Origin of the sequence: Pseudoalteromonas sp. SS15 (assembly GCF_049257195.1) — a bacterium.
Taxonomy (GTDB): Bacteria; Pseudomonadota; Gammaproteobacteria; order Enterobacterales; family Alteromonadaceae; genus Pseudoalteromonas.
Genome location: NZ_JBMMUD010000001.1, coordinates 49,755 through 71,225 on the forward strand (window position 1 = coordinate 49,755; position 21,471 = coordinate 71,225).

18 protein-coding genes and 1 riboswitch are annotated in these 21,471 nt (G+C 39.2%); of the genes, 8 read left to right on the plus strand and 10 right to left on the minus strand.

Translation table 11 applies throughout. From position 1 onward, the window contains the following. Positions 1-28: 28 nt before the first annotated feature. Positions 29-478 (plus strand): hypothetical protein, encoded by a 450-nt coding sequence (locus tag AAEU28_RS00235; RefSeq protein WP_421962454.1) that lies wholly within the window; start codon positions 29-31, stop codon positions 476-478. 65 nt (positions 479-543) lie between these two features. Here AAEU28_RS00235 and AAEU28_RS00240 read toward each other — a convergent pair whose 3' ends face one another. Genes AAEU28_RS00240 through AAEU28_RS00255 form a run of 4 tightly spaced genes read right to left on the minus strand, consistent with a single transcriptional unit; the run spans position 544 to position 5,738 of the window. Next, a complete protein-coding gene (locus tag AAEU28_RS00240; RefSeq protein WP_421962455.1) occupies positions 544-1,095 on the minus strand; it encodes a DUF4136 domain-containing protein in 552 nt (183 codons plus the stop codon). Between the two features lie 59 nt (positions 1,096-1,154). Continuing rightward, the gene (locus AAEU28_RS00245) at positions 1,155-3,941 is read right to left on the minus strand and encodes an ATPase (protein ID WP_421962456.1); all 2,787 of its coding nucleotides are present in this window, start codon (positions 3,939-3,941) and stop codon (positions 1,155-1,157) included. Then, entirely contained in the window at positions 3,938-4,489 is a 552-nt protein-coding gene (locus AAEU28_RS00250; protein WP_421962457.1) for a condensin complex protein MksE, read from the minus strand. Before AAEU28_RS00250 ends, AAEU28_RS00245 begins: the two co-directional genes overlap by 4 nt. Beyond that, entirely contained in the window at positions 4,476-5,738 is a 1,263-nt protein-coding gene (locus AAEU28_RS00255; RefSeq protein ID WP_421962458.1) for a hypothetical protein, read from the minus strand. The genes AAEU28_RS00250 and AAEU28_RS00255 overlap by 14 nt, the downstream gene beginning before the upstream one ends. Positions 5,739-5,887: 149 nt before the next feature. On the opposite strand from AAEU28_RS00255, the gene nhaD reads away from it, so the two are divergent. Then, positions 5,888-7,135, plus strand: coding sequence for a sodium:proton antiporter NhaD (gene nhaD, locus AAEU28_RS00260; protein WP_138482439.1), 1,248 nt, complete (start codon positions 5,888-5,890; stop codon positions 7,133-7,135). A 130-nt stretch (positions 7,136-7,265) separates the two neighbouring features. Continuing rightward, a riboswitch (Lysine riboswitch) is annotated at positions 7,266-7,439 on the plus strand. Positions 7,440-7,520: 81 nt separating this feature from the next. Then, positions 7,521-8,867, plus strand: coding sequence for a lysine-sensitive aspartokinase 3 (gene lysC / locus AAEU28_RS00265; RefSeq protein WP_421962459.1), 1,347 nt, complete (start codon positions 7,521-7,523; stop codon positions 8,865-8,867). A 43-nt stretch (positions 8,868-8,910) separates the two neighbouring features. On the opposite strand, the gene AAEU28_RS00270 is transcribed toward lysC, so the two are convergent. Continuing rightward, a complete protein-coding gene (locus AAEU28_RS00270) occupies positions 8,911-9,228 on the minus strand; it encodes a hypothetical protein (protein WP_421962460.1) in 318 nt (105 codons plus the stop codon). A 177-nt stretch (positions 9,229-9,405) separates the two neighbouring features. Here AAEU28_RS00270 and AAEU28_RS00275 point away from each other — a divergent pair, with 177 nt between their 5' ends. Then, complete coding sequence (locus AAEU28_RS00275; protein ID WP_421962461.1) at positions 9,406-10,728, plus strand: sodium-dependent transporter; 1,323 nt, start codon at positions 9,406-9,408, stop codon at positions 10,726-10,728. Positions 10,729-11,358: 630 nt separating this feature from the next. On the opposite strand, the gene AAEU28_RS00280 is transcribed toward AAEU28_RS00275, so the two are convergent. Both AAEU28_RS00280 and AAEU28_RS00285 read right to left on the minus strand, forming a co-directional pair. After that, complete coding sequence (locus AAEU28_RS00280; RefSeq protein ID WP_421962462.1) at positions 11,359-12,558, minus strand: DUF642 domain-containing protein; 1,200 nt, start codon at positions 12,556-12,558, stop codon at positions 11,359-11,361. Between the two features lie 277 nt (positions 12,559-12,835). After that, a complete protein-coding gene (locus AAEU28_RS00285) occupies positions 12,836-14,488 on the minus strand; it encodes a SulP family inorganic anion transporter (protein ID WP_421962463.1) in 1,653 nt (550 codons plus the stop codon). A gap of 156 nt (positions 14,489-14,644) precedes the next feature. On the opposite strand from AAEU28_RS00285, the gene AAEU28_RS00290 reads away from it, so the two are divergent. From AAEU28_RS00290 to AAEU28_RS00305, 4 genes are all read left to right on the plus strand, one after another. Next, positions 14,645-15,856: a lipoprotein-releasing ABC transporter permease subunit gene (locus AAEU28_RS00290; protein ID WP_421962464.1), complete on the plus strand. Its 1,212-nt coding sequence runs from the start codon at positions 14,645-14,647 to the stop codon at positions 15,854-15,856. Next, positions 15,849-16,538 carry a lipoprotein-releasing ABC transporter ATP-binding protein LolD gene (gene lolD / locus AAEU28_RS00295; RefSeq protein WP_421962465.1) on the plus strand — a complete coding sequence of 230 codons (690 nt, stop codon included), beginning with the start codon at positions 15,849-15,851 and terminating at the stop codon, positions 16,536-16,538. The genes AAEU28_RS00290 and lolD overlap by 8 nt, the downstream gene beginning before the upstream one ends. Continuing rightward, positions 16,531-17,757 (plus strand): lipoprotein-releasing ABC transporter permease subunit, encoded by a 1,227-nt coding sequence (locus AAEU28_RS00300; RefSeq protein ID WP_421962466.1) that lies wholly within the window; start codon positions 16,531-16,533, stop codon positions 17,755-17,757. Before lolD ends, AAEU28_RS00300 begins: the two co-directional genes overlap by 8 nt. Positions 17,758-17,923: 166 nt before the next feature. Beyond that, positions 17,924-18,355: a DUF4826 family protein gene (locus AAEU28_RS00305; protein ID WP_421962467.1), complete on the plus strand. Its 432-nt coding sequence runs from the start codon at positions 17,924-17,926 to the stop codon at positions 18,353-18,355. Here the strand turns inward: AAEU28_RS00305 and AAEU28_RS00310 are convergent. The 3 genes from AAEU28_RS00310 to purB all read right to left on the minus strand — a co-directional run bounded on the left by AAEU28_RS00310 (position 18,339) and on the right by purB (position 21,469). Beyond that, positions 18,339-18,797 carry a GNAT family N-acetyltransferase gene (locus AAEU28_RS00310; protein ID WP_421962468.1) on the minus strand — a complete coding sequence of 153 codons (459 nt, stop codon included), beginning with the start codon at positions 18,795-18,797 and terminating at the stop codon, positions 18,339-18,341. The two genes, AAEU28_RS00305 and AAEU28_RS00310, sit on opposite strands and share 17 nt — an antisense overlap. An 87-nt stretch (positions 18,798-18,884) precedes the next feature. Next, positions 18,885-20,036, minus strand: coding sequence for a JmjC domain-containing protein (locus AAEU28_RS00315; protein ID WP_421962469.1), 1,152 nt, complete (start codon positions 20,034-20,036; stop codon positions 18,885-18,887). A 62-nt stretch (positions 20,037-20,098) separates the two neighbouring features. Continuing rightward, the gene (gene purB / locus AAEU28_RS00320; protein ID WP_421962470.1) at positions 20,099-21,469 is read right to left on the minus strand and encodes an adenylosuccinate lyase; all 1,371 of its coding nucleotides are present in this window, start codon (positions 21,467-21,469) and stop codon (positions 20,099-20,101) included. Between the last annotated feature and the right edge of the window lie 2 nt (positions 21,470-21,471).

The following is a 21,471-nucleotide window of genomic DNA, read 5'->3' on the forward strand; positions in this document are numbered from 1 at the left end:
TATTAAAGGTTAGATAGTAAAGTTCGATATGATGAGAAATTATTTAAACCGCATTAAATTTGATGTAGCCGTTGTTTTGATGCTATCAGCTGTCGTTTATCTCCTGTTTGAAATTGAGTACGCTGACATTGAAGTAAATAGAATTGATTTATCAAACGCAACTTTACAGTGTAGTGAAGCGGATAAATTTAACAGAGTAAACGGCTATATAAAATTTCACGGCTTACAATTAAGACTAAGAGATTCATTTGCCCGTTGTTCAGATTTTGTAAATGAGTTTCAAAATAAAGTGATAGAGGTGGAATACCATAAAGATGATGGTCTTATCACAAAATTAAAGATAAACGAGGAGGTGTATTACACACGCTCTGTATTATTGACTTCATTTATAAGTTTATTTATCTCAGTAATTGTATGGGTTTATTGTCGCAGTTTTGTACTTGGGTTATTTAAGCTTGCGACCAAGAGAAAGTTGTAGATACTTTGATCTTTTGTTCAAGTAAAAAAGGCGCTAAATGAAGCGCCTTTTAACTTTATCGATTGTTAAAACTGAGGCTTTGGCGGAAAGTTTTTTAAAATCTCAGCTATTGTTTTGTTAATTGCTTCAGTACGTTGCTCTGGTGTTTGTTTTTTTCGTAAACGACCTTCTTTTGCACCACGCCATACCAGTTGATTTGATTTAGCATCTACAATATCAACTACGAGAGTGCCTACATCATATTCACGTGTTGTCGTTTGAGTTTGATAACCCCAGCCCCAATAATTCCAGCGCGCAGAGTAGGTGGTTTGCATAGTGTCCGATTCTAATTTTTGATCAACAGATGCATGATAATTCACTAATACATCCGCGTTTTTAGCGTCAACAAACTTGATCCCTTGCGCAGCTAAATTATCAACAATGGCTTTACGAATACGTTTTTCCATTAAGTCATTAATTTGATAGTCACTGCCGTGATTTTTAATATCAGCATGTTCTGACCATGCAAATGTTTTGTAGTTAGCAAACTCAACAGAGGTATCATAATCCCAATCCGGTGTGCTACCACAAGCTGCAACGAGCGTGAGCAATACTGCAACAAATAAATGCTTTAACATAGCGTTCTCCTAGTTTCTGGGCTCCATCCCAGTTGATAATGTCATTTGCCTTCTGAGACCTAACTGGCCTCAGAATGTTCCACTTCAATCCAATCTTTTTCGTCAACCCAGTTCTGACTGCCATCTTTTACACTACGAATAGGCACTAGGTAGTCACAACTGATTTGCGGTTTAACCGAAGCAAAAATTGGAACAAAGCCGAAACTCAATGCGGTTTCTATAATGGCTTTTTGGTTTTGCGGGTCGATATCTGCCGCTTCATCTATATAGATAGGAATACGATACAATGTCTGTTCCTGATCTGACAATAGATAACGAATAAACAACATACCACATAACAGCTTGATTGTAATACGTGTTCCGTTAGAACCGGCAGAATCGATTTTATCGAAATGTTCAGTCTCACCGGCGCGGTTAACCACCTCAAAGCGAATGTCGAATAGATCGGTAAGCGTTAAACCGGCTTTTTCGCTTGCGAGCTTGATTAAATGATCTTTTGCTGCGTTGACGGCTTTTTCGTCCGTAGGTGAGTCACTTAACAGGTCAAGATTATCACCTTTCTCATAACTGTCAGACGTGCTAATAATGGTATCGATAGAATCAACCAGCATCTTACGAGGGATCACGTTGATCTTAAACGCTTGTAAATTTGAGATCCTATGCTGACTGATCCCTTTGTTAAAGCTGTTCATTTCACGACGTAAACGATCTAAATCTTCACGAAGGCCTTTAATGGTTGCAGCAACTTCAGTGAGCGCAACACGTGCTTGTTTTTCAACCGCGTCACGTTCATTGTCGATATTGTGATATGCGCTGATGAGCTTCTGATATTTTGTAAATTCATCAGATTCATTATCAAACTTCGTGATACCGGCATTGTAAATATGCAAATAGGTATTACGTACATTGACAGCTAGATTACGCAGCTCATGGCAATCTTTATTGAATTGATGGATCACATCGGCCAAGTTATCGAAATCAAGATTTATCTCAACAGGGTAAGGGGTTTGTTGCTCGCTCACTATGTCTAGTGTGTGATCAATACGCTCAGATTTAACCTGTTTTAATCGGTCCCCTTGACGTTTTATTAAGTCTTGCTTCGATAAAATAATTGAACGTCTATCTGAGATTGAGCTCGCGTTGCGTTGAATATCTTGAAGATAGCTGTCTACTTGCTCGCGCTCAGCGTCTAATTGCTCTTTGAGTAATGATTGCGCTTCAACAGATTGCAACATGGTTTGGTATTGTTCGAAGCGTTTTAACGTTGCTTCTAATGCCATTAGCTCGTCATATAATGCATCACGCTCTTGCTGCTTTTGTACTACGTTTGCAGCAACTTCACGCTGTTGTTTGAGCTCGGCTAATGATTGCTGTAACGATTCCAACTGCGCTTTTAATTGTGCTTTGTTCTCGCCACTTTGCATTTGCACTGGGCTCAGTTTTTTAAGCTTAATGGTTGCACCAGGCAGTTTTAATTCACCGCCTTTAACGCTGTTCGATAAGTTAGCCAAGAACTCACCGAAAGCGTCTTCATCATGAATGTCAACTTCACCTTGGCTTGTTGTTGCAAAGCTCAGAATATCCGGATTCAAAATACGAGAAATTTCTTCTACTTCTTTTAAAGACAGATCTTCACGCATACGAGTAAATAAATTGAACTCAAGGTTTTTAAGTTGTAGCTTGAGGCTCTTGATCTGTTTGTTGTTCTCGTTAATACGATAATCAAGGGTATGTAAGCTTTGCCCTTGCGCGCTATTAATAGAAAACGACAATTGCTCATATTCTTTTTTGAGTAATTGCAGATTGGTTTTTAAGGTCGCGTGATTGGTTAATTCAAACTCAGTTTTTAGGGCTGAGTAGTCAATAAACCACTGTTCAATTTGCGCTTGTCGACGGGCAATGTCGCCAGACTGTTGTAAATAAAGCTGTTGTTTTTGTTCAAAGTCGTGTTTTTCTTGCTCAATGTCTTCTAGTTGAACTTCAAGCTCACTCATTTGTGATTCTTGATAATCGGCAAATTCCACCAATGCCATATCAATTTTAGGGGCGTAGGCGGCAAGTTTACCTTTTATGCTACTCTCGCTATCGAGCATTTGTTCAAGGGCTGCAATGGGCTCTTGCATTGACTCAAGGGCTGCAAGTTCGCGACGAGAGTGGTTTACTTTATCAAAAGCGCGACGCCATACTTCATAAAAGTCGACTTTTGAGTTTGACATGTGGCGTTCAAATACACGCAGCATAAAGCGTTTTACGTCTTGTGCACCTAACTTATGTAAGTTAAGAATTCGTCTGAAAATCTCTTTATAAATAGACGCATCTTGCACGTTATTTAATGGGATCATTTTTAGATTAATATCACCATCAAATTGTGTTGCGCCACCAATGAGTAGGGCATTTAGTTCTTGCGCTTTTAATTCGACCGCTTTTTTGCCTTTGCTCTCAAGGTGATTAAACAGCTTGGTATATTTAATGATGCTTTTATCTTGCGTGAAATCATTTAAATCTAGCTTACCTGGGTAGCAGAAAAACTGGTGGGCGTAACCTGCAATCTTGCCTAAACCTGCAACACCGATGACGACATCACCGTGGGGTAGATTAGCTTCAAGTAAGATATAACTTTGATCGCTAGAGAAATAGAACTTACGTGTTTCTTCTAAATCGTGACCATCCCACTCAGTTAAACGCAGGTCGTTGATCAGTGGAAATTGCAGTGCATTAATCACCGAGCTTTTACCAGTATTGTTCGGTGCACAAATAGAGGCACTCTTATTTAGCGGGATCACACATTTTGCATAGCCCGCAGTATTTAGCAGTGCAAGCTTACTTAATCCATATAACTTACTCATACTTCTTCCTCGAGTTCGTCAAAGTTGTTGTCATTTACTTCCATTAATGCGTCTATATACCTATATACTGGTGCGAGTAATACAAAGCCTTGCTCAACTTCTTTAGCCAGCCCTAAGCGCACCATGCGTAAATACACGTCTTTACGAAGCTCTGAGCCTGAAAAAATTTCGAGCTGGTCAAATAGGTGTTTATTCATTTGTACCAGTGTCTGCATCAGCTCTAAATCGGCGATGTTATCAAATAGGGCACGAAGGGGATCTTTTCCTTGGTTCGCATAATGCTCAATAAGAATATAAATAGTTAATGCAATGGCACGAGAAATTTTACCCATGTTTGGGGTGCTCTCATCACTACCTAAATAATAAAAACCTCGGGCATCATGAATAAGATCGTGACCTAGCGCAGTAAATAAGGCTTGGTAAGCATCAATGTTTTGGTCTAGTTGCTGCCATAAGGTGGTGTCTTGTTCACTGATGTGATACCCGCTAACCAATTTTTTATTGATGGTTTGTAATTCTGATAAATCAGTTAAATTAATGTTTGTCATTCTTTTGTTCTTGCTTGTTGGCGGCATTAAATGGATACAGTTTGAATGTCTGTCCCGAAATAGACACGCTTGTGCGTTGTTCGTCCTGTTGTAATTCGAGATCTGTATCGTTGATTAACTTTTGATATAAAAACAGCATTTCATCGGCTTCGAGATCTGGGTACTGTTCAGATAAGAAACCTAAAATCGCCGTTCGTTTTTTGCCTGTTTTTGAGAAAGTTGTTCTTACATTGTTGTAATCTGGAATATTTGGGCTCTGATAGGCTGGCACATCGTTTTGATCGGGAAGTTCGTATTCGTCATGCTCAAACTCTACTAGGCTTGCCATGTAGGCGACCATGTGGCGTTGTTGGCCTAATGAAAAGCGTTGAATATCAGAGACAAACTCAGGCTGTACGGCACTTAATGTACGATCAACGCCGTTTTTACGAATAAGACCTAGTACTTTAGATGCTTGTCGCGTAATCAGGTTGTTACGTCTTAGTTCTTCTCGCAATGGCATCAGCATATCAGCACTTTTACGCAGACTTTCTCGACCAACTAGATGCATATCAAGAATTCGAGTACGAAGTTGCTCTAGCATACGCTTATCAACACTGCCACGGCCAAAGAGTTCAATGTGTTCTATCTGAGCACTAATTTGCATTTCTATGCGGCTAAAGCAGCGGTGAAAGTCACCTCGTATATCGACCATTTCCAGCATGGGCTCAATATACTCGTCGAATGCCTCTATCACGGCTTTATAACGCTTTTGGAGTGAAACATGGCTAGTATCAGACTTTGCTTGCTCCACAATGTTAAAGATAGCGTTTTCATTGTGATTAAACAGCTTGACGATTTTACGCACTCGCTCGTCCATAATGCGGCTAAAGCGACGTAACTCAGTAAAGTCTCCATCTTCCCCCGATTGTGCTAGGCGGTTACCGAGTCGTTCAAGATCTGTGACTAAAACCGTTATTTCTGCAGCAAGGCCTAAGTCCTCTTCTTGTAATAAGAAACTGATGAACTCAGCAATCGCTCTGTTGATTTCTAATTGTGACGATTTTGCCAGTGGTATGATTATTTCCTGATTTAATAATTTATTAGTTTCCTTGAATATTTTGTCACTTTTCCAATGAGGATTTTTGTTTTTTATGATGTTTTGAACGTCTTTGATGCTGAAGTCAGTCATTTTGAAACGTTTAAACAAAAGCTCAATGACTGACCAGTGTTCAGTGAGCGTATTTAAAACTTTCTTCGCTGGGATCATATTTTTCCACTTTGTGTCTTTTTTGTGAAAAAAGACCGTATTTTATACTTATATTGATAGCTTACATGTACCTGAAATGCTAGAATCTGCGCCGACTTACGTTACCCCACCATTTTTGTTAATTTTTAAACACAGGTTGTTTACGCATTATGGTTACTACTATAATCCTAACACTGATAGCGATAGCTTTTGTGCTCATCGTTATAGAGGATATAATCCATGTAAACAAGGCCAAAACTACACTTTTTTTTGGTACTTTATGTTGGATTATCGCCTTTATCTCTCCGATACATGGTCAAAGCCCAGAAAATGTACAACATGAGCTAAACCACAACATATTAGAGATAGCAACCTTGTGGCTATTTTTAATGGCCACCATGACTTTCGTCGCTTATCTAAACTCTAAAGGCTTTATACAAAATATCGTGCACCGTGTCATGCCATCACAAATCAGTGAACGTAAACTCATGTTCCTGGTGGGCATTGCCGCTTTTGTATTTTCGTCAATTTCAGACAATATTACAGCAACGCTTATTTCATTAGCTGTTGTTATGTCGTTGAAATTAGACCCTAAGAAGCTTATTAAATATGCAACTTTAATCATATTTAGTGTCAACTCAGGGGGAGTATCATTGATCACAGGCGATGTGACAACACTTATGATATTTCTTGCCGATAAAGTAACCATTCCAGACTTATTATTGCTTGTAGCTCCAGCTATTGTGAGTGTAATAGTGTTGGCTACATTGCTGTCATTTGGTATGAATGAAACGATTGTGTTTGAAAAAGAACAAACACGTCGCATTGAGAAAACGGATGTGACAATAGCGTGTATTTTTGCATTAACGGTATTTTCTACTTTATTCTTGAGTGTTGAGTATCAAGTTCCACCTTTGTTAACCATGTTATTTGGTTTGTCACTGATGTTCTTAGTTGCTCAGTTCTTAATGCGTAAAAAAGACGTAAACCGCAAAATTATCGACTACATTCGCGAGATAGAATACGACACGTTACTTTTCTTCGTCGGTATCTTACTGGTCGTTGGCGCATTGAAAGAAGTGGGTTTCTTGGTTAAATTCACTCAGTTGTATGACTATCTAAAACCCGAGTATGCGAATTACATTGTTGGTATTATGTCTGCAGCAGTAGATAACGTGCCTTTAACTGCGGCGCTTTTAAAAGCCGATATCACTATGTCTACACAGCAGTGGCTAATGTTTACCTATGCAACGGGTGTTGGTGGTTCAATGCTAATAATCGGCTCTGCTGCGGGTATAATTGCGATGAACAAGGTTAAAGCACTGACATTTGTGAGCTACTTACGTATGTTCTTTTATCTACTTATAGCTTATTCAGTAGGGTATGTAGGTGCTTATTACGCAGGCATGATGATTTAGAAGCGTTAAGTACAAATTTGTTAAAACAGTACTTGACACCTAGACGTCTAAAAGTTACTTTTTAAAAACCCGCACAAACTTGCTTTTGCGCGGGTTTTATTTTGCCTAAGTTCAGCTTAGATTACGCAAAATAAACAGAAGAGGCGCGAAACTTAGGTAGCTGGTTTGAGGTGACGTATACCGATGACAGTCAGTGAGGGAAGTGTTCGCCGAGAAGAATATCAGTACGTCGCTGCTATTTTTCGGTTTACGAGGCTGAATCCTCGGAACTGTCACCGATTTATGGTGGAGAGCTTCTGGCAATGAGCATATCAAATCTATCCGTATATTCTTGCCGAGTTCTCCTTATTGATGTTGAACACACAGTGTTCATAAAGGAGATAAAATGACTTCCCAGTTCACAGTTGCTAAGTTTGGTGGTACAAGTGTCGCCAATTTTGAAGCAATGCATCGCTGTGCACAAATTATTCATGATGATAATCAAGTACGTATTGTAGTAGTGAGTGCCAGTGCTGGTGTTACTAATCACCTAGTGACATTAACTCAGCAAAAAGCTGATTTAGCAGAGCGTAAAACCCTTGTTAAAGCTGTACTTGATATCCAGGACGCCATTTTAGAAAAACTGACACTAGATGCAGACTTAGCAACCGGCTTTTCTCAAACAATTATCGAGTTTGAGCAACTGGCTGAACTCCCTGCGTTAAGCGCACAGCAGTGTGATGAAATGCTTAGTTTTGGTGAGCGCTTATCATCTTTTTTATTTACTCAAGTGTTACGTAACCTAGGTGTTGCTGCTGACAGGTTTGATGTACGCCAAGTACTTAAAACTGATAACCAATTTGGTAAAGCAACGCCTGACGTGAGTGCAACTGCAAACGCAGCAGAGCAGCATTTAATGCCACAACTTGCAGACAAAGTGCTAGTCACCCAAGGTTTTATTGGCAGTGATACGTATGGTCAGACAACAACGCTAGGTCGAGGTGGTTCAGATTATAGTGCTGCGTTACTGGCTGAAGCGATAGGTGCACAAAGTGTACAGATATGGACTGATGTTGTAGGCATATTCAGCACAGATCCTCGTTTATGTAAAAAAGCGTCACCGATTGCACGATTGAGCTTTGATGAAGCGGCTGAGATGGCCACTTTTGGTGCAAAGGTATTACACCCAGCAACCATTTTACCAGCTAGTCGCAGTGGTATTGCAGTCTTTGTTGGTTCTAGCCGCGAACCTCAAGCTGGCGGTACTTGGATTGAAAAAGAAACTGAATCAAAAGCTGGGATCAGAGCTGTTACACAACGTAAGAATCAGATTCTTTTAACATTAAAGAGCCCAGAAATGTTATTAGCAAGTGGTTTTTTAGCGCGAATTTTTACTATTTTAAGTAAATATAATATCTCGGTAGATTTGGTAACCACTTCTGAGATCAGTGTTGCCATCACACTTGATAATGCATTGAGTTCATCTAGACCTGAACTTGATCAAGCGTGTTTAGAAGAGCTGAGTGAATTCTGTCATGTAACTGTAGAAACAAATCTGACATTGGTTGCCCTGATAGGTTCTGAGATCCAGCTTCGTCAACACGAAGTGAATTTTATGAATGTACTTAAAGACTTCAATATTCGATTAATTTGCCATGGCGCTAGTAAACACAATTTGTGTTTCTTAGTTGAGCAAAGTGAATCAGATAAGGTTGTTCAATCAATTCATGCGCAACTTTTAGAAGCTTGCTGATAACCTGCTTACAATTTAAAAGCATTATGATCGGTCATTCTGTTCAACTTTGACCGATTTTTTGTTTATACATGCCATAGCCAATTATCACAAATACTATAGAGATTGCTATACATTGCTCGATTAATGTAATTGATGATTCATTCTCAATGAAACGTAACGTATCGTTGACTATAAATACATTAACTACAGAAAGGTTGCTTGCGAGCAAAAAGCACATTGGCGCACTTTGACTGTAACTCACGCAAACAATTAGCCCAATTAGAGTGATGAAATAACCGAATACCGACATTGCGCCCGGCACAAAAGCGGGGAGTAAAGAAAGTAAAGCGAGTCTATGCCCTAATTTTGGTAATAACATTGCGAATTCCTTGTGAGTGGATCTGGCGAAAATCAGATTACAGAAGATTTTCTTCACTATGCAAATTTATTTAGCCTTATTACTAATAGCTTGTAGTAATTAAACGCAGTCTATTAGCAAAATCAGCTAAGTTGCGTATAATCGTCACTTAACAATAATAAACATATAGATGTATAAATGGCTCAATTGCGTGATGGCTTTCAAAGTCGCTTAGGCTTTGTTTTGGCAGCAGCTGGTGCTGCTGTAGGGCTTGGAAATATTTGGGGCTTTCCCACCCAAGCTGCAAACCATGGTGGTGGTGCATTCTTATTAGTGTACTTTGTGGTTATATTTCTCTTGGCATTACCAGCTTTGTACACTGAGTTGTATATAGGTCACCAAGCACAATCTAATCCAGTTAAAGCACTTAAACAAGCATGGCAGGATAGCAACCCTAAAGTGGGCGCTACAGCAGGTTATGTAGGCCTATGTGGTGCCATTGTGATGTTAAGTTTTTATTCGATCGTTGCTGGTTGGATGCTGGCCTTTTCACTTGAGCCACTTGCAAGGCTATTAGAACTAGATGAATTCGCAACATTCTTAAAAGGTGATTCAACATTGCGGAATTTCATTTTCACCCCGCTTATGTTGTTGCTTACTGCCAGTATCATTTTGCAAGGTGTTAAGTCTGGTATAGAGGCATGGTCTAGAAGATTAATGCCTTTATTATTGTTATTACTTGTAGGTTTAATCGGCTATATGGCAACGCTTGACGGTGCTATAGAAGGCTTTAAGGCTTATTTAGTACCAGATTTTTCAAAAGTAACAGATCCTGATTTGGTTATTGCTGCTATGGGTCAAGCTTTCTTCTCACTTTCATTAGGGGTTGGCTGCATGATGATCTATGGCTCGTATTTAAAACCAAATGAAAATTTACCTAAATTAACAGCAAGTGTTGCCTTGCTTGATACTGGTGTTGCTTTTCTTGCAGGTTTATTAATCATTCCTGCAATATTTGTTGCACAGCAAAGTGGCGTTGAGGTTTTTCAAGATGGTAAGTTGATCGGGGAAGGGCGCTTGATTTTTGCTGTTTTGCCAGAGCTATTTATAAACATGGGGCAAATTGGCTTATTTGTAGGTCTAACCTTTTTCGTACTTATGTCTATTGCTTCATTAACTTCTACAATATCTTCTACTGAAATACCCGTTTCTTTTTTAGTAGAAAACCATGGTTTGAAACGAAAAAGTGCCACAATTTGGGTAACTCTAGTGATTATGTTGGTTTCAACGACGATTATACTTAATTTTGAATGGCTATTTGGTTTAATTATCAGTGTCTTCACACAATATCAATTACCTTTAATGGGACTGTTCTACTTTTTGACAGTCGGCTGGATGTGGCAAAGAGGCAATAAGCTTTTAGAAGCAAGTAGCGGTTTTCATTATTACTTTGCGCAATATGTTCGCTTTGTATGCCCGGTATTAATGACCGCGGTGTTTGTGAATGTAGCTTTGAAATAGGCAATATGATCAAGCAAAGCCAAGCTAGTTTGTATTAAGTAGAAAGCACTTACACATTAAAAATTTATAATTTAGCCCTGACATTTGTTGGGGCTTTTTTATGTTTATTAATTTATTTAAAAACCAATTAAGAATATAAAGAGCATTCCTAAATCGCCTAAGCTGTGAATAACAAATTAAATGACAGCGGCTAATCTCAATTAAAACGGCTTGTACTTACACAAAAAACTGATGTGTAAATTCGCCTTGTTTTCTAAAGATTATAGTCTGATGGTGTGGATTTTTTAAGCAATGTTTCAGGGGTTATTTCAAACAGACTGAGGTTGAAACTTATCCAAGTTTAGAGGAATTTAAACTGCTGTGAGCAGAGCCAAAAGTAATAGGCTTCTTAGTGGAACTGAAATTAAAGCTGCGAACTGTAGTTTATTAATCTTCGAGGGTAATCAGGGCTTTTGTGCATAATCTCTAAATTTTTTACTGCTCGATAGGTAGGGTATCAAAAGAAGTTATAAGAGAGCACTAATGTTTATCGATAACGTAAAATGAAGCGTGCTAAATGATTAAGTCAGTTTAAGATAAATTTGGCGCAAAAAAATAGCCAGTGAAAACTGGCTATTTTCTGATGAATATTTAGTTGCAGTAGTTGTCTACAAACGTTAGGTCATTAATGTGTTCAGGTGCATCCATGACATAGGTTGCAACCGCTGTTTGTGGGTTTACACTGTAAATTTTAGCGTTCTCTCCAGACACTCGACCTGATACGTATAGCGTACCGTTATCAGAAATTGCCAAGCCAGACGCCCAATTAATACCGTGATGACCGATTAATGTCAGCGCCATAGTACTGTCATCAATCGTGTAAAGTGACTTGCCAGTTAACACATAAAGCGTGTTGTTGTCTGCAGAGTAGGCAACATCACCGTGTGAGAATGTGTCACCTGAAAAACGCATTTTACCTAAAACTGTTTTCTCGCCAGTTTGTAAGTCGTAGTCGTACATATATGTTTTGCTGGTAGCACGCAGAGATTGACCGTCAGCTGTAACTGCAGAACGATAGATAGGCCATGAAGTGGCATCAGCTTCAGCAGTTTGAGTACCGGTTTCAAGATCTATTGACCATAGCTTAGATGCTTTAGTTTTTGAATCTAATTGTTCCATGAAATATAGCTTGCCGTTGTGGCTAGCAATGTTAGATGCGGTGTTTTGTGCGCCAGCAACAACACTGAAAGTTTTAGATTCAAGATCGAATTTGTATACGTAACCTGTTTCTAGGTCGCCATAGTTATTGATACCAAAAATACCAGTATGGCATGCTTGCTTTTTAACAACAGAAACGTTGTCAATGAATGCGCCAAGGCTATCGCTTGTGCCAGCACCTGTAAATCGTAATTCTGAGATATCAGAATCAGCAGTAACTGTGATATTAAAAGACTGCCAACCACGAGATGACGCATTAAGATTTAGAACAGTTTCACCATTCCACTTTACTTTTGCCTTGTTTGTTTTGTTGTTGCCCTCAATACGAGGAGAGTAATAAAAAGAAACTTCGTAGCTTTGGCCTGCTTCTGTAGCAATATTTTGGAAAATACTATAGTTCGCAGTCGAGTCTAACTCAATGTACTGATTGCCGTCTTGTGCATCTATGATGCCCAGTCTTGAAGTTTGAATTTCAAATTTTGCGCCTTGATTTTGCCATCCAGTGACTGAATTCAATAGAGTCCATTTTGAGCTTACAACATCTTGTTCAAACGAACCGTTTGTTACTAAATTGTCTGCAACAGCGATTTGAGAGGCAAAAATGGTTGAGATTGCTAATAATGACAATTTCATGCGGGTAACTCCAAGATTAAGGAACAGCTTACAACAAAGCTTGAGTTATAAAGTAGTCCTATTTTCTTATTTGTACGTGGCTCTGTCAACAATAAAATAACAATTACCTCAATAATTTGTTTTATTAAATAGTGTGGTTTTAGGAATATTGTTGTTTGTAAGCTATTTTTCGACTTTTGTAAGGAAGTGGATAAATATAAAAGTTTTCTAAAAAGTCTTTTTAGTCAGGATAAAGGGGGGAGAGGCATTATTCACGTTATGAGTAATGCCTTGTGTTTTAATTTGCAGGTTTCATTGCCTCTAAAGCAAGTTCTAGCGCATCAGCCCTAGAATTACAAAATGCATTTTCACCAAGTTTTTCGTTAATTTGAAAACGATGGAGTTGATCAGATGTTTCTGAGTTTGGAGAGTAGATAAAGACTTTACAGTCTGCATCTAACGCGTCAGTAATCGCATTTTCAAGCGCTAGGCTCACAGTGACATCAAGCATTGGCACATCACTTAAGTCTAAAACCATGGCTTTGTATTTACTTATATCACGGTGTTGGCGAGCAATAGCTTTGGATACACTGAAAATCATAGGACCAGATAAGTAAAAATAGAGCAGCTGGCCGTTCGCTTGTTCAAATAACGCTTGTTCTGATTTATTCATCGGAACATCGTCATCAGAGTCGCTTATGGCTTTCACTTGTTCAGATTGGACACGGCTAAGTCGCTCAATCACCATGATATTTGAGATAAAGACACCTAAGCCTACAGCGGCAATGAGGTCTACAAATACAGTGAGTAACATTACACCATACATAATTGCCATTTGAGAGATGCTCAATTTATGTGCTCTTTGAATAAAGCTCCAATCAAGAATATTTATACCAACATATACGGCAATACCGGCTAAAACAGCTAGGGGAATTGGTTCTGTTAAGCCTCCGGCTACAAAGACAACCGCCATTAAAATCAATGCTCGGAAAATACCAGCCAGTGGAGAACGCGCACCGACTTGAATATTTACCACTGTGCCCATAGTTGCACCTGCACCAGGTAATGCACCAAATAAGCCAGAGATGATATTTGCAACACCTTGACCTCTTAACTCTTTATCAGAATCGTGCTCAGTTCGGGTTAAGCTGTCTCCAATAACGGCAGTTAATAAGGTATCAATGCAACCCAGAGTACCCAGCACTAGGGCATCGATTACCATTGATTGAAATTGGTCAGCAGTAAAAGTCGGGATAACTATAGAGGGTAGGCCACTTGGTATCTCACCGATCCTACGAATGCTATCAGTATCAAAAATGATTACTGACACTAAGGTCACTGCAACGAGTGCGACTAATTGAGCTGGCACATATTGGCGATATTTTTTAGGGAAATAAAACAATATTGCTAATGTGGCCGCGCCTAATAACAACTCTGAAAACTGAATATTTAACAGAAGTTCAGGAAGTTGACCTAAAGTACCTGTGACGCCTCCAGCGGGAGCTTGGTGGCCTAATAAAGGTGCAAGCTGCAATATGATTAGGATTACGCCAATACCTGACATAAACCCGGAGATAACTGAGTAGGGCATTAATGTTACGTATTTACCGAGCTTTAAGGTACCTAGTAACACTTGAAAAGCACCGGCCATCATCACAACTGTGAAGCCCATAGCCAGACCAGATTCAGGATATTTAGCCATCATTGAGGTCAAAACTGCGGTCATAATAACCGTCATTGGACCAGTTGGCTCAGAAATCAGGGAAGTAGAACCACCAAACAAGGCAGCGAAAAGACCGACTAAAATTGCACCCCACATACCTGCTTCAGCACCGGCTCCTGAAGCAACACCAAACGCGAGGGCAAGCGGGAGAGATATTATGGCAGTGGTCACACCACCAAATAAATCGCCCTTTAAATTCATATGCTTATATCGAGATAGAGATAACATAGAACTTCCATACCGCGAGATTTCACGCATTTTACACCAAATTTTCTTTTTAACTATCGGATTTACAAACTTTTTTACAAGTTAGTATTTATATATGTGATGTGACTTTGTGGTAGTATGCAGACATGTCTAATATGAAAGTTGAATTTATTATATATGTTTCAACCAGTTAGCCTTTTTGTTGGGCTTAGGTATGCCAAAGCGAGCAAAGGAAATGCGTTTATTTCATTTATTTCTTTTTTTTCTATCGCAGGTATCGCATTAGGACTTATGTCCTTGATCACAGTGAGCTCTGTGATGAATGGCTTTGAGCAAACACTAAAAAACGCCATGCTTGATATGATCCCCCATGTGCAGCTTAAACCTGAAGGGGAAGTAAAATCATCTAATAATTTAAAGGTGCAATTAGCCGAGTTAAGTACGGTTAAGCGAGTGCAATCTTATCTGACCTCAGACGTTATTCTACAAACTAATGAAGAACTTTTAGGCGTTAGATTACAGGGCGTTTTTGAGGGCGGGACCTCGCTGTTAGAGAGTCATATTGAATCAGGCAGTATCAAGCAATTTCAATCGGGTAAGTATCAATTAGCCATTAGCCGTTACTTGGCAAATAGTTTGAAAGTTCAGGTGGGTAGTCAAATTCGAGTGATTATGCCCGAGGTCACAACTTATTCGCCTATGGGCAGGGTGCCTGCACAAAGGCTATTTACTGTGGCCCTTATTTATAATTCAAGAAGTGAAGCTGATACACAACTTGCCTTCGCAAACGGTCAAAGCCTAGCAAGATTAATGCGAAAAAAGTCGCAATCTCAATTAGATATCAGTATTTCGTTACATGATGCCTTTTCTCTTGAAGACTTTTATAAAGAGCTTTCTAGCCTAGATACCTCAGGCTACACAAGGATTGATTGGCAAGTCCAACAAGGTGCTTTGTTTGCAGCTGTTGCAATGGAAAAAAGAGTGATGTCTTTGTTGCTAGGGCTCATTGTTTTAGTTGCGATCTTCAATATTATTTCGGGTCTTTCAATGATGGTCAAAGAAAAGCAAGGTGAAGTAGCCATATTGCAAACCTTAGGTTTTACACCCGTGATGATATCGAAAGTGTTTATGGTTCAAGGACTTTATAATGGGGTTATCGGTACTTTATTGGGGTTATTTGCTGGTTTATTACTGGCAAATTATATCAATGAAGTGATGTCACTGGTCGGCTTGTCTTTACTGGGGGGGATGACCTTACCCGTTAAGTTTGAAATGACAGGTCTAATAATCATGGCCACATTGAGTGTTTTATTAAGTTTTATAGCTACCCTTTATCCAGCCAAACAAGCTGCGAAAGTAATGCCTGCTGAGGTTTTAAGATATGAGTAATTTAGTAATTGATTGTCAAAACTTAGGCAAAGTTTACCAAGATGGAAAGAACAAAGTCGAAGTGTTGAAAGGTGTAAACTTAGAGTTAGAGCAAGGACAAATGCTTGCAATAGTTGGCAGCTCTGGATCGGGTAAAAGTACCTTATTACATATTCTTGGTACCTTAGATCATGCAACAACTGGCTATGCCAAAATTAAAAGTACAAATGTTGCGGAGCTATCTAGAAATCAACAAGCTGAATTTAGAAATAAACACATGGGGTTTATTTACCAATTTCACCATTTATTGATGGAATTTACTGCGCTTGAAAATGTTGCCATGCCACTACTCATTCAAGGCGCCAAAGTAAATCGTGCGCATTCTGAAGCACTCAATATGCTAGTGAAGGTGGGATTGGGACATAGGGCTGAACATAAACCCTCAGAGTTATCAGGCGGTGAGCGTCAACGAGTGGCAATCGCTCGTGCATTGGTTACAAAACCTGCATTGGTTTTGGCTGATGAGCCCACTGGTAATCTAGATAAGCAAAATGCCATAAAAATTTATGATTTATTAAATGAGCTCAATCAACAACTTCAGACAAGTTTTGTCATTGTTACTCATGACTTGGAGCTTGCAGAAAAACTTGGTCGAAGTGTGCAATTAAATGATGGTGTGTTGACTGAGGTTAGTCATGCTTAGCCTGTTTTTATCAAAGCGCTTTAGCCAATCTCGGCAGAAGGGTTTCGCTTCAATCTTAAATAAAGCGTCTACTATCGGCGTTTTACTTGGGGTTAGTGTGTTAATCGTGGCCTTGTCGGTTATTAATGGTTTTGAAGAGCAACTTGAAAAGCGACTTTTATCTGTTGTTTCTCATGTCACCTATGATGCGCCATATGATCCAATCAATGACTGGCAATCAAAGGTAAATATACTTGAGCAGCAACAGGGTGTTGTTGCAGCTGTGCCAGAAATAAACGTGACTGGTATGGTGCAATTTAAAGGTAAGTTAAAAGCTGCTCAAATAAAAGGTGTTGATGTTCGCTCACATGAAGATGTTTCAAGCGTCGGTAAGTTTATAAAAGATGTCACCATAAAGAACTTGGCACAAAATGAAGTGATTTTAGGTGCTCAGATAGCTGAGAGTCTTAACCTTTCTATTGGTGATAGTTTTACTTTATTAATCGCGAATAAAAATGCGAAATCAATGTTGTCAGCACCTAAACGCTTAAAAGTGACGTTAGTCGGTTTAGTTAAAATGGGCGGCCCGATAGATCAATCTATGGCGCTGATTGGCTTAGAGTCTTTACAAACGGTATTAAACTTAAAACCACATCAAGTCACAAGCTTGAGAGTCACAGTGACGGATGTATTTGAAGCTCATACTATTGCTATGTCTGCAGGCAGAAGCTTACCCGATTTAGTGTATGTAAATAGTTGGTTCAGAACACAAGGCAGTCTGTATCAAGATATTCAAATGGTTCGTACTATTGTATTTCTAGTGGTTATTTTGATTATTGCTGTAGCAAGTTTTAATATCGTTTCGTCTATGGTGATGGAAGTTAAAGATAAGCAATCAGATATCGCAATACTCAAAACAATGGGCGCCAAAGACAGCACGATATTTTCTACTTTTGCCTTTAAAGGTGTTGGTAATGCGTTACTAGGTTCATTAGTTGGCAGTGCGTTAGGTGTTGTAATATCTCTTTATCTGCCTGAATTATTTGTCTGGTTTTATGGTGAGGGTACACAAAACCCACTTTCAGGTGTCTATTTTGTTGAGTTTCTTCCATCAAAACTTATTTGGACCGACATCGCTATCACCTTAGGCATCACGTTAATTCTCGCACTTTTAGCCAGTATTTATCCTGCTTGGCAAGCAACAAAAACTGATCCAGCGAAGGTATTAGGCAACGGTTAAGAATCAAAGTTTGGTTGCTAGAAGCAATATACTTATATGATAGACAAGCTCCGTAATGAATGTTTTTTGTGCAAACAAATCAATAAATAAATTTTTAGGCGTACATATGTTGACAAGATGTTGTTAGGAAGTAGAGTGGCTGCAAGAAAAATTTTGAGAAAACGACATGTCTGAAGAAAATAAAGCACCGGTTGAACTGACTGAAGCGCAAGTTAATCAGTGGCAAAGAGAATGTTTAGGAAATGCACAAAAGTTTTTGGCAGACAAAGGTGTACTGCCTGTTAGCATTTTAGAGAAGGAATGTAGGATTCTTCCACCTCTGTGTGCTGTTTGGAAAATAAAGGGCAATGATGGCAACACTTATTGGGTTATCACAGGCCGTTTACCTACTGATGCAGTTCAAGTTAGTGCAGCAGAAAATGCAAGAGATGTGTTACGTCATTTTTCATTTCAGTGGCAACTGAAGGCCGATGGGATTATAGCAAATAAACCAATCGACAAGACTCAAGTTGACTTCGCAAACTTGCTTGTTAACAGAGCGCATGGTATTTACGAGTTATTTGAGAACGAACAGCTTTGGGCTAATGTAGCATCGTAAAAGGTTCTGCATTAAAGTCATTTACAGGGCAGTATAATTGCTGCCTTGGAATGCCAGCCTCCATAAAAACACAGCCTTTTTTACAAAAACCGTATTCAATAAAAGATGGTACCTCATCTAACACTGAGTTGATAAAAATATTGCTCAAGCCCTTTTCTTTTGCGATCACGACTAGATAATTCAGTATTGAATAATATGCATCTTTATTTCTATGCTGACTTATAATTGCAACTCTACTAATTAGACCATTAGGGCACAGTCTTCCGGTGCCAACTGGCGTATTAGAATCGTCGTATATAATTGCATGCTCAGATTGCTTATCAAGCGAATCAAACTCAACTTTCTTAGGTAGGTTGAGCTCGTACACAAATACCTTTTCTCTCAGTTCGGTCAACAATGTTTGTTGTTCAAACCAGTTAACCTTTGATACATGGTAAACCATGTTCCCTCCAGTAAGATTCAAATCAAATGTGCAAGTCTGAGCGCTCAAAAGTAAATTTGCTAGGCTTTGCTTGCACATGGGAGATTTTTATTCTTCCTCTAGGATATAATAAAAGCCTTCATTAATAAGCTTAGTTAACATTTCGGCAAACTCCAAACATTCTAGCGCCGAGATTATCTCGTCAGCAGCAAAGCTTGTTTTATCTGTGAGTAATTTAACTGCACTTAATGTATTGAAAGGAAATTGAAAACTTTCATTGTTGACACTGAGAAGTAAGCAATCTTCTATGCTTTGGAAAAAGGTTCTAACACCACCAGCTCTGTTAATTACTTGTGATGATAAGTAGTTAGCTAACTCATCTGATGAGATTGGTTCATCTAATGGCAGTAAATCCATATCATGTTTTGGCTGGCTTAAATAATTACCAAGCCAACGCTTGATTACTTCTTTGTCTTGAATTGCATCAAGCATTAAGTTTTGGATCTGCTCGACTTCATCGTTTTTGAGCTCGCCAGATGATTCTCTGAGAGTAAGTGTTTTGTCTGAATAGCGTGTTTTACCGAGCTCATTATCTATTAAGTAATCCGCAAAGTTACTTAAGAAATCTTTCGTGTCAGGGGCTCTAAAGCCAACAGAGTAGTTTAATGCATTCTCAACAGCATAGCCTTCGTGCGGGCAGCCTGGTGGAATATAAAGAATATCGCCAGGTTCCAGAACCTCATCAATGATTGCATTGAATTGCTCAACTTGAAGTAGACTCTTATTTTGTGCAAACTCTTTTAGGTTTGCGTCAGGCATACCCACTCGCCAATGTCTTTTACCTTCACCTTGAATTATGAACACATCATACTGATCAAGGTGAGGCCCAACACCGCCGCCTGGCGTTGAGTAGCTGATCATCAAGTCATCAATTCGCCAGTTAGGAATAAATCGAAATGGCTCTAACAATTCAGCAGCAACAGGGTGCCAATGGTCCACTGCTTGAACAAGTAGGGTACTATTAGTTTCTGTTAATAATGAAAAGTCTTCGAATGGGCCATGGTAAGATTCCCATTTATCGTCATGGTTTGTGATAAGGCGAGACTCAATGTCATCTTCCATGGCTAGGCCCGCTAATTCTTCAGGCTCAATCGGATCTTCAAAATCAGCAAAACCACCTTTGATCAATAACGGCTTTTTTTGCCAATACTCTTTTAGAAATTCGGCGTGAGTTAATGCGTTAATTTTTAAATCAAACATATTTTTTCCATAAAAAAAGCGAAAGGAAACCCTTTCGCTTTATAAACTAAATTTGTGTGTAATTACACTAATTCGTCAATGAAAGCTTCAGCACGGCCGATGTAGTTAGCCGGTGTCATTAGCTTCATTTCAGCTTTTACAGTATCAGGTAATTCTAAACCATCAATGAAATCAGCCATGATTTCTTGGTTTACACGCTTACCACGAGTTAACTCTTTAAGCTTCTCGTAAGGCTTTTCGATACCGTATTTACGCATAACTGTTTGGATTGGTTCTGCAAGCAGTTCCCAGTTTTGATCTAGCTCTTCTAGAAGACGATCAGCGTTCACTTCTAATTTGCTTACACCTTTTAATGTTGCTTGGTACGCAATCAGTGTATAGCCCATACCAACGCCAAGGTTACGAAGAACTGTTGAGTCAGTTAGGTCACGTTGCCAGCGAGATACTGGAAGTTTTTGCGCTAGGTGAGCAAAAATTGCGTTAGCTAGACCTAGGTTGCCTTCTGAGTTTTCAAAGTCGATAGGGTTAACTTTGTGTGGCATAGTTGATGAACCAATCTCACCAGCAACTGTTTTTTGCTTGAAGTGGTTTAGTGCAATGTAACCCCAAACGTCACGGTCGAAGTCTAATAAGATAGTGTTGAAACGCGCGATTGCATCGAATAGCTCAGCAATGTAATCGTGTGGTTCGATTTGCGTTGTGAATGCATTCCAAGTTAAGCCAAGGCTAGTTACGAATTGCTCTGCATGTGCATGCCAGTCGTAATCCGGGTACGCGCTCAAGTGCGCATTGTAGTTACCTACAGCACCATTAATTTTACCTAGTAATTCTACGTTTGCGATTTGCTGACGTTGACGTTGTAAACGAACATACACGTTTGCAAATTCTTTACCCATTGTTGAAGGAGAAGCTGGCTGACCGTGTGTACGAGTCATCATAGGTACACTTTTGTACTCAATTGCTTTTGCTTTGATAGCAGCAAGTAGCTCATCACAGTAAGGTAAAAGTACTTTGTCACGCGCTTCTGATAACATTAAACCGTGAGACAGGTTATTGATGTCTTCAGATGTACATGCAAAGTGAATGAATTCATTGATTGCATTTAATTCTGCATTATCTGCAACTTTCTCTTTTAGAAGATACTCAACCGCTTTAACGTCATGGTTCGTTGTGCGCTCGATTTCTTTAACGCGTGCAGCATCTGCTTCGCTAAAGTTATCAACAATGCTATCTAAAAGCGCATTAGCTTCGTCACTGAAAGCTGGTACTTCATCAATACCTTGTGCTTTAGCTAGGGCTTGTAACCAACGAACTTCTACGGTTACGCGGTACTTGATAAGGCCGAACTCACTGAAAATGCCACGCAATTCAGTAGTTTTACTACCATAGCGGCCATCCACTGGAGAGATAGCGGTTAACGCTGAAAGCTCCATAA

What these genes read in the sequence shown, in the direction of transcription:
- AAEU28_RS00250 (WP_421962457.1), bottom strand. Translation starts at nt 4,489, where the DNA reads ATGACAAACATTAATTTAACTGATTTATCAGAATTACAAACCATCAAT.
- AAEU28_RS00315 (WP_421962469.1), bottom strand. Translation starts at nt 20,036, where the DNA reads ATGTTTGATTTAAAAATTAACGCATTAACTCACGCCGAATTTCTAAAA.
- AAEU28_RS00270 (WP_421962460.1), bottom strand. Translation starts at nt 9,228, where the DNA reads ATGTTATTACCAAAATTAGGGCATAGACTCGCTTTACTTTCTTTACTC.
- AAEU28_RS00305 (WP_421962467.1), top strand. Translation starts at nt 17,924, where the DNA reads ATGTCTGAAGAAAATAAAGCACCGGTTGAACTGACTGAAGCGCAAGTT.
- AAEU28_RS00300 (WP_421962466.1), top strand. Translation starts at nt 16,531, where the DNA reads ATGCTTAGCCTGTTTTTATCAAAGCGCTTTAGCCAATCTCGGCAGAAG.
- AAEU28_RS00280 (WP_421962462.1), bottom strand. Translation starts at nt 12,558, where the DNA reads ATGAAATTGTCATTATTAGCAATCTCAACCATTTTTGCCTCTCAAATC.
- lysC (WP_421962459.1), top strand. Translation starts at nt 7,521, where the DNA reads ATGACTTCCCAGTTCACAGTTGCTAAGTTTGGTGGTACAAGTGTCGCC.
- lolD (WP_421962465.1), top strand. Translation starts at nt 15,849, where the DNA reads ATGAGTAATTTAGTAATTGATTGTCAAAACTTAGGCAAAGTTTACCAA.
- AAEU28_RS00285 (WP_421962463.1), bottom strand. Translation starts at nt 14,488, where the DNA reads ATGTTATCTCTATCTCGATATAAGCATATGAATTTAAAGGGCGATTTA.
- purB (WP_421962470.1), bottom strand. Translation starts at nt 21,469, where the DNA reads ATGGAGCTTTCAGCGTTAACCGCTATCTCTCCAGTGGATGGCCGCTAT.
- AAEU28_RS00255 (WP_421962458.1), bottom strand. Translation starts at nt 5,738, where the DNA reads ATGATCCCAGCGAAGAAAGTTTTAAATACGCTCACTGAACACTGGTCA.
- nhaD (WP_138482439.1), top strand. Translation starts at nt 5,888, where the DNA reads ATGGTTACTACTATAATCCTAACACTGATAGCGATAGCTTTTGTGCTC.
- AAEU28_RS00310 (WP_421962468.1), bottom strand. Translation starts at nt 18,797, where the DNA reads ATGGTTTACCATGTATCAAAGGTTAACTGGTTTGAACAACAAACATTG.
- AAEU28_RS00290 (WP_421962464.1), top strand. Translation starts at nt 14,645, where the DNA reads ATGTTTCAACCAGTTAGCCTTTTTGTTGGGCTTAGGTATGCCAAAGCG.
- AAEU28_RS00245 (WP_421962456.1), bottom strand. Translation starts at nt 3,941, where the DNA reads ATGAGTAAGTTATATGGATTAAGTAAGCTTGCACTGCTAAATACTGCG.
- AAEU28_RS00240 (WP_421962455.1), bottom strand. Translation starts at nt 1,095, where the DNA reads ATGTTAAAGCATTTATTTGTTGCAGTATTGCTCACGCTCGTTGCAGCT.
- AAEU28_RS00235 (WP_421962454.1), top strand. Translation starts at nt 29, where the DNA reads ATGATGAGAAATTATTTAAACCGCATTAAATTTGATGTAGCCGTTGTT.
- AAEU28_RS00275 (WP_421962461.1), top strand. Translation starts at nt 9,406, where the DNA reads ATGGCTCAATTGCGTGATGGCTTTCAAAGTCGCTTAGGCTTTGTTTTG.